At 43.5% G+C, this 4,257-nt stretch carries 4 protein-coding genes and 1 pseudogene; 4 read left to right on the top strand and 1 reads right to left on the bottom strand.

The genetic code is table 11. The features are described from left to right. The first annotated feature begins 135 nt into the window (after positions 1 to 135). Positions 136 to 1,353: an ABC transporter permease gene (locus O9324_RS21135; RefSeq protein WP_287628678.1), complete on the top strand. Its 1,218-nt coding sequence runs from the start codon at positions 136 to 138 to the stop codon at positions 1,351 to 1,353. A gap of 61 nt (positions 1,354 to 1,414) precedes the next feature. Here O9324_RS21135 and O9324_RS21130 read toward each other — a convergent pair whose 3' ends face one another. Next, complete coding sequence (locus O9324_RS21130) at positions 1,415 to 1,846, bottom strand: NUDIX domain-containing protein (protein ID WP_002804545.1); 432 nt, start codon at positions 1,844 to 1,846, stop codon at positions 1,415 to 1,417. A gap of 129 nt (positions 1,847 to 1,975) precedes the next feature. Here O9324_RS21130 and O9324_RS21125 point away from each other — a divergent pair, with 129 nt between their 5' ends. From O9324_RS21125 to O9324_RS21115, 3 genes and pseudogenes are all read left to right on the top strand, one after another. Next, on the top strand, positions 1,976 to 2,905 hold the full coding sequence (locus O9324_RS21125) for an NAD(P)H-dependent glycerol-3-phosphate dehydrogenase (RefSeq protein ID WP_288141224.1): 930 nt from the start codon (positions 1,976 to 1,978) through the stop codon (positions 2,903 to 2,905). Between the two features lie 332 nt (positions 2,906 to 3,237). Then, positions 3,238 to 3,450: pseudogene (locus O9324_RS21120) on the top strand (IS4 family transposase); the annotation flags it as partial. A gap of 111 nt (positions 3,451 to 3,561) precedes the next feature. Then, entirely contained in the window at positions 3,562 to 3,834 is a 273-nt protein-coding gene (locus O9324_RS21115) for a lipopolysaccharide assembly protein LapA domain-containing protein (protein WP_002788612.1), read from the top strand. The last annotated feature ends 423 nt before the right edge of the window (positions 3,835 to 4,257 follow it).

The following is a 4,257-nucleotide window of genomic DNA, read 5'->3' as shown; positions in this document are numbered from 1 at the left end:
ATAACTGATAACTGATAACTGATAACTGATAACTGATAACTGATAACTGATAACTGATAACTGATAACTGATAACTGATAACTGATAACTGATAACTGATAACTGATAACTGATAACTGATAACTGATAACTGATATGTTGATCATCGAAAGTGTAAAAATGGCCGTCGCCACCCTAGGGGCCAATAAAGTGCGTAGCGGCCTGACCATGTTAGGAATTATCATCGGTAACGCTTCGGTGGTGGCCATGATCGGTATTGGCCAAGGGGCGCAAACCTTAGCCAATGACCAGTTTGCTAACTTGGGACCCAATACTCTTTTTGTGGTGCCGGGGTCGCGACAAGCACGCAATACCACCGTTAATTTACCGAAAACCTTGGTTTTAGCCGATGCTCAGGCGATCGCCGAACAGGTTCCCACCGTCGCTGAAGTCGCCCCGGAAATAAACGCTCGTTTCCTGATTTCCTATCGTAATCGCAACATGACGGCTCTAGTGACGGGAAGCACCCCAGAATACGCTTCTGTTCGCAATTTTACCCTAGAAAAAGGTCGTTTTATCAATAATATCGATCTAGTCCGCAACAAACGGGTAACGGTAATCGGCCGTGAAGTGGCAGCGCAACTTTTCCCCACCCAAAATCCCCTCGGTCAACAGCTGCGGATCAAAAATCTCAGTTTTGAGGTGATCGGGATTTTAGAGGCGAAAGGCTCCTTTTTTGGCAATAATCAGGATGAAATGCTGATTATTCCCCTTAGCACCATGAACTCGCAACTGGTGGGCAAAACCGGACCCTACGGTGTCGAGTTGAGTTGGATTAGTCTCACCGCGCGATCGGGGGAGGAAATCCGTGCCGCTAAGTTCCAAATCGAGAATCTCCTGCGTTTACGTCATAAAATCGTGGCTGAGGATGATTTTCGCGTCGAAACTGCTAAACAGATGATCGAAATCTTCGGCACGATTACCCAGGGTCTAACCCTACTTTTGGCTCTAATCGCCGGTATTTCCCTAATTGTCGGGGGTATCGGGGTGATGAATATTATGCTCGTTTCGGTTTCGGAAAGAACCGGGGAAATCGGACTAAGAAAAGCGATCGGAGCCAGAGAACAGGATATTCTCTTACAATTCCTGATTGAATCAACTCTCGTTTCCATCGCCGGCGGTGCGCTTGGTATTCTCGTCGGTGCAGGAGCGATCGTTCTCGTCTCCAGTTTCTCTCCCCTGGCTGCCACTGTTTCCGCCACCGCCGTCATCCTGTCTTTGAGCGTTTCCACGGGTATTGGTCTCTTTTTTGGCGTTTTTCCCGCCTATCGTGCCTCTAAATTGGAGCCGATTGTCGCCCTCAGAAGTGTCTAATTGTTTAAGGTTTTTTCGGGGACGTTTTTGGCAAGGATTGCTTTTATGGCTAGTTTGGGGTCTAATGTGTGGGACGAATTTTATAATCCCGATAACGACGATAATCATTGAGAATGCGATCGTGATCAAAGCATAAGGGTTGGGGGAATTCCCAGAGATGAAAAATCCCCACTTTTTTGGCATCATCGGCAGCGATCGGTTTGCCTTTTGCCGTGGCGATAAAAACGATACTAATGGTGTGTTGACGCGGATCGCGGTTAGGATCGGAATAGACGTGAAATTGCTCGATTAACTGCACCTGCAAGCTGATTTCCTCGTAAGCTTCCCGAATGGCCGCCGTTTCCACCGATTCGCCGTAGTCCACGAATCCCCCCGGAATTGCCCAGCCAAAGGGCGGATTTTTTCTCTCAATTAGTACGATCGGACGGTGGGGCGAGTCGATCAGTTCGATGATAATATCAACAGTGGGGGCAGGATTGCGATAGTTTGTCATTTTTTTCAGTTATCAGTGAACATTTATCAGTAATCGGTGAATAATTTCATTTAACACTCATAACCTTAAAATCGAATGCTTTCTAACCAGTCACTGATCAGGGATCACTAATAAGGAGGAGAATAAAAGTTGTTAGAAAATGCCAAGAAAATTACGGTTATAGGTGGGGGAATTTGGGGACAAACTCTCGCTAATTTGGCTAGACGTAATCACTTAACTGTTAGGGTTTGGTCGCGTCATAGTGGGGAAGATTTAGGGCTTATTATAGCAGATACTGACGTAATTATTTCAGCAGTTTCGATTAAAGGCGTTTCCCCAACGATCAAAAAATTACAGCAATTACCATTAAATTCTCGCATAATTATCGTCACCGCTACTAAAGGATTAGACCCAATCACCACTCGTACACCTTTTCATCTGTGGAATCAAGCTTTTCCCGCTAATCCCCTTGTGGTTCTTTCCGGTCCTAATTTGGCTAAAGAAATTAACCAAGGTTTACCCGCTGCGACAGTGGTAGCAAGTTATGTGCAGAAAGCAGCAATATTGTTACAAAAATTATTATCTGGGGAATCTTTTCGGGTTTATCTGAATAGTGATCCCTTGGGGACTGAGTTAGGTGGCACTCTCAAAAATGTCATGGCGATCGCTTCTGGGGTTTGTGATGGTTTACAGTTAGGTACTAATGCCAAATCTGCCCTGTTAACTCGCGCTTTACCGGAAATAGTTCGGGTGGGAACTTGTCTAGGAGGTTGTCAAGAAACTTTCTTCGGTTTATCGGGTTTAGGGGATTTATTAGCTACCTGTAATAGTCCTTTATCCCGCAATTATCAAGTGGGTTATCAATTAGCTTTAGGTTTATCTTTGCCAGAAATTTTAGCAAAGTTAGAGGGAACTGCCGAGGGAATAAATACCACAGAAGTTTTGATGAGAATTGCCCAAGAAAAAAATTTATATGTACCGATTACCTGCCAAGTTGATCGTCTTTTGCGTGGGGAAATTTCTCCCCAAGTTGCCGTTTATGAATTAATGCGTCGGGATTTAAAATCAGAATTTGATTAAGAGACAAGAGATTTTTCAGTGATCAGTAATCAGTTAGTCGGAGCTTTCTTAACAAAAAGAGAAGAAACTTAAAAAAAGGGGAACCGATTGATAGGTATAGTTTTAAAAGAAAGAAGGAATCAAGGTCGAGGTGAGCAAAAAAATGGAGAAATGAGCAGCCCAAGAATTACAGTATGCAGAGCTAGGGGACACCAGAAGAACCGAAAAGATTAATCAGTATCGTGGAAAACTTGGCCAGCCAACTTAGTACAAGTGTACGAAAGTCCTCGGCAAATCTAGCCGCCGCCAGTGCCACATCTGATTTTGGGAATTAACCCTATTTTCAACCTTTAGCGGTCAAAATGATGGCTTCTCTTGGGTTTTTTTTAGGTAGAAAAGGCGACGGTGAACCTAGTGTTAAAACTATTTGGTTAGGACTGGGAAGGTAACATGATATCAGCGAGACTTGGAAACTATCTGATCAAATTAGTCCCCCCATAGAACCCCCTTGGGCAATCTTGCCCACTTTTCTCTTTTTGTCAAATTTTATGTTAAGAAAGATGTGACTAATGGATAGGAGGGCCACGAATAAAGAAAAATGGTATTAATAGGGAGCTAACTGCGAAATTAGCCTACAAAACCTGAAAAAATCTCCCACAAACAGGGCGAGGACAAGCATGAATACAATTAGTAATTTTTTAGCTAGTGCTATTGTCGGCGGCTGGATTATGACCATGGCAGTTTTTGCTATTCAAAATATCCAACCAGTTTCTTTAAAGTTTCTACAATTTGAGTCAATTAAAGTACCTATCGGTGTTTTATTGGCTTTTTCTTTGGGAATTGGATTTTTTATGGCCGCATTTATCCCCGCTTTTTTGAGAAAGTCGAAAAAATCTCCTCGCAGTCGCTTTCCTCCCCCACAACCGGGGTTAGACGAGTTTGATTTTTAGATAGGGTTTGCGGCAAAAAGTTTTTCGTGGGGGCAGGGTGTGACCCCCCCCCAACCCCCACCCCCCCTGCCCCCCCGACATCGGGGGGGTAAGATACCTGCCAAGAATAAAGAAAAATGGTATGACTCCTCAAAACCTAAGACTCTGTACCTCACAACTATGGGAATTGCTATATACCAGTTTATGTACTATCAAAAGAATAATGCCAGGTTTTTGAATGTCCCAATCCTATTTTCGCAGCATGAACATCGGATTTTAACAGGTCAAAAGCCTTATTTTAAAGGCTCTTCGGTTTGTGTTATGCAATTGACGGGGGTTATAAGGGATGGAACCCTTATAGAGAAAGGCATTTAGCGATTTTTGTCAATTGTTTTTGCTCTAGAGCGAACTAATCAATTAAGTCTCTTGTCAGATAAGGATTTA

It is taken from the genome of Microcystis sp. LE19-84.1B (genome assembly GCF_027531875.1).
Lineage (GTDB): Bacteria > Cyanobacteriota > Cyanobacteriia > Cyanobacteriales > Microcystaceae > Microcystis > Microcystis panniformis.
The sequence above is the reverse complement of the archived record's forward strand: the minus strand, read 5'-3'. Positions and strand labels throughout refer to the sequence as shown.

Coding starts and splice junctions, on each gene's coding strand:
- O9324_RS21115 (WP_002788612.1), top strand. CDS start 3,562: ATGAATACAATTAGTAATTTTTTAGCTAGTGCTATTGTCGGCGGCTGG.
- O9324_RS21130 (WP_002804545.1), bottom strand. CDS start 1,846: ATGACAAACTATCGCAATCCTGCCCCCACTGTTGATATTATCATCGAA.
- O9324_RS21135 (WP_287628678.1), top strand. CDS start 136: ATGTTGATCATCGAAAGTGTAAAAATGGCCGTCGCCACCCTAGGGGCC.